Consider the following 3,467-nt stretch of genomic DNA (forward strand, 5'->3'; position numbering starts at 1 on the left):
CATGTATTGCTCTGCTATTTTGTAAATATTCTTTGGCACTATTAATAGCGTCTAAATTAGACATTTTAGTGTGAGTGTGAAATTCAATTCTTTTTTTGCCTTGAAACCCAAGTTCATGGATTAATGAAGGCGAAAATTGAATCTGATTCTAGGTTTCGTATTGTGTCATCATTAAATTAACATCGTCCCAAGCAATTATAATTAATTCGAGCTGTATCTAAATAATTATTGTCCAGTTTGGTAATTGGCTTTTTAAAAATTACAGTTTCCTTTTTCATCTTTGGACACTTTTTTTTGAATTAAAATAGCATCTTTATTTTCGATAGGAAAATCATTGTCGTTTTCTTTTCTATAACAAATTTTAAATAAGAATACTGAAAATTAGCTTCTTTGATAGGATGAGTCAAAACCTTCAACAATTACATAAGTATTGGGATTTTGACGGTTGAATTCTTCCAGCTCTTTTTTTTTATTTTTAGGAAGATCTTTATTTTTGTATCTTTAGTTGTCATTTTAGAATTGCTATTATAAACTCCTTTATTATGATTATATGCTTTTGCTTGGGGTGTTGTTTTTGCTTGTTTTTTTGATCGGTTTGAGAAGTTGGATTTGATTTGTTATTTGGATTTTTTCTTGATTTTGTTGGTTGGAGTTGGTTTGATGATTCGGATTTTGTTGCAATTCTTCGATTTCAATATTTGTGGATTTTTTTCTCTATTGATATAAATTTTTCTATCTGTTGATAAGATAAATTCATTTTTAAAACCATAAAATTTAGAAAAATAATCTTGAAGAAGTCCCATTTTTTTATTTAAACATTTAAATGCATTAGGATTTACAAAAAATGATAAATTTGCCGTTTTGAAAAATTATTGGTGATTTTGAATGCAAAATAATCTAAATCATGATATTTTTTTATTAAACTGGCTTGGTTATAATATAATTAAAAATAACTTTTCTGCCAAAGATTTCTAGATAATCCCAATTTTCAAAATCGATGTGGTATTCAATTTGGGGAAATTAGGCTTGGTTTGCGCTTGTTTTTTCAATAAAATAGTTAATTCTGGAGTAATTGTTCTAAAAAAATGCTAAATCACAAACTAAAGGTAAATGTTTAAATGTGATTTGTAAAACCCATTTTGGGCTTTTTTTGGCAAACTGATATTTTTTTTTACTTAGAGGATTTTGAAAATATTTTTTGCAAAAACCTTTTTGTTTGATAAATTGTTTAAAATGAATGAGTAGACATAATAAATACCAACCTAATAGTTGATTGGGAAAAGAGGCAAGAAAGAGGCAAGAAATCAAAATTAAGTGTTTCAAATCGTTTTTTAAATGTCCATCAAAACAATAATAATAATAATAACAAAATATGCAATTTTTTATTTGTTATTTCTTTTCATAGATGCAATTATAAATAAAAATAAATTGAATATACTGATGGTCGGACTCGAACCGACATGAGTATTACTCGCTTGATTTTGAGTCAAGTGCGTCTACCATTCCGCCACATCAGCTTTTTTGTTTTAAATGATAAAAATATCATACTTATATATTATAATTGCCTTTATTTTGGGTTTTTGTTTTTTTCTCAAAATCATAAACCAAAAATAATATTTACATGCTCAAGCACCCAAAAAAGACCGCCACATTAGCTATTTATCTTTATCAGGTTTCGTGTTAAAAACTTAAGAAAAATTATTTATTTATGAAGGATATTTAGGTAAATATTTTGTTTAATAAATTAGTAATAACAATGATACTTAAGTAAAACCAGTTATCATAGCAAAAGGCAAGATCGGATTAAAAGTCACTCCAGTATTATTTTTAGCTACTAAAGTTAACTCAGAGAAGCCTTATCATAGCAAAAAAAGAACTATCTTTAATGTTTTTGATGAATTGTTGGATAATAAAAGGCACTGATCTTTTTCAAAGTTTGGGGAAAACAATAGAGAAAAACTTGTCTTTGGCTCATTCCCAAACTCAATGCCGCTTCAATTTGTCCTTTATCTAAAAATTTGATATTCTGCATTAAAATCACATTAATGTTTTACAAAGAATTAGAGTACTAAAACAAAAAGACCTGCATACAAACGTTTAATTTCAAAAGATCTTTGCAAAGATAACCAATACCATAAAAAACAAGCATTGCTTGAACAGGAATTCCTTATTAAAATAAAAAAACAAAGTATCTAAAAAATAAGTTGTTCCTTTGTTAATATTTAATATTATTTTTATTATGGGATTGAAGTTTTTAATTAAAGTATATGAAATTGCAAATAAAAAATACTTTAATAAGACTATCCAATAGCTAAAATTAAAGTGGTTTTTTAAAAGCCCTTCTAGATAAGATGGAAAAGTTTCTTTTATTTGATGCCAAGTAGTGCTTTTAGAAAGCATTTCTTTAATGATTTGTCAAAAAATGTTTTTAATCTTGTTTCTGATTCACTTTCTATTTTTTTTATTTGATTGTCTATTTGGTTGTATTTATCGTTGTCTTTTGTTAAATTTTTACGTTTTTCCTTTAAATCTATAATGTCTTGTAAACTTTGGTTTTCCTCTTTTGTAACTAATTTTTAAATCGCACTTAAAATTATTTAAATGTTTTTCTTGTTCTAGGCTTCGGATTTCTTTTTTCTCCTTTAAGAGGCAAAAATATCCCTAAACCTTGAGGAAAAACAGAATATTTTGAATCATCTGAGGTCATATCAAAATATACTAAGTCATCTTCTTTTTGACAAGCACATCTAGCCAAATAACTATCTATTACAAAAATATCTGATTTTCCTTGTAAAAACATCTTGAAAACATGCAGGAGGACTAGTTAATTCGTTGTTTTTTTAACATGTGATTTGATATCATCTTTATTTTGTTATTTCATCTTCAATCATTTGATTGAAGATGAAATAACAAATAAAGGCGATATCAAATCACATGTTAAAAACAACCTTGATCACCCTCCAGGCTGTTAGGAGAAAATCAGATGGCCTAGCCAATAGATATGTAGTTGACTGTAGATGTATAAGAAGATGACTTAGTATATTTTGATGATTCAAAATATTCTATTTTTCCTCAGGTTTAAGGGATATTTTAAGGAAATAAGAATCAAAGAAAATGGACAAATTCTATGCGATTTAAATTAATTACAAATGAAGCAAAATTTGGAGCCCCCAGAAAAAACCGCAAAACAACAAAAATAAATACCTTGAAATAGACAATCAAATAAAAAAAATAAATCGAAAGGCTCGTTAAAAACGACGCGACGCCGAAATAACTTTCCTAAAGCAACGGCGTCAAATAAAGAACTTTTCATCTTAAACTCTACCAGAGCTAGGAAACCACTTTTAGCTGATGATGTATTGTTTATTTGCCTGGTACTTTTTGGTCTCCGGTATCCCATGTATAAATAATATTAGAAGTAACAAGAAAGTTTTGGCTTTTACATTTTTTATTTCACCGAAACTGTG

General features: G+C 27.2%; 1 protein-coding gene and 1 tRNA gene. Both read right to left on the minus strand.

The features are described 5' to 3' along the window. Positions 1–1,435: 1,435 nt before the first annotated feature. A tRNA-Leu gene (locus ACEW7V_RS01480) sits at positions 1,436–1,517 on the minus strand. 1,076 nt (positions 1,518–2,593) lie between these two features. After that, positions 2,594–2,800 carry a hypothetical protein gene (locus ACEW7V_RS01485; protein ID WP_374695652.1) on the minus strand — a complete coding sequence of 69 codons (207 nt, stop codon included), beginning with the start codon at positions 2,798–2,800 and terminating at the stop codon, positions 2,594–2,596. Between the last annotated feature and the right edge of the window lie 667 nt (positions 2,801–3,467).

It is taken from the genome of Areca yellow leaf disease phytoplasma (assembly GCF_041920595.1).

What these genes read in the sequence shown, in the direction of transcription:
- ACEW7V_RS01485 (WP_374695652.1), bottom strand. Translation starts at nt 2,800, where the DNA reads ATGTTTTTACAAGGAAAATCAGATATTTTTGTAATAGATAGTTATTTG.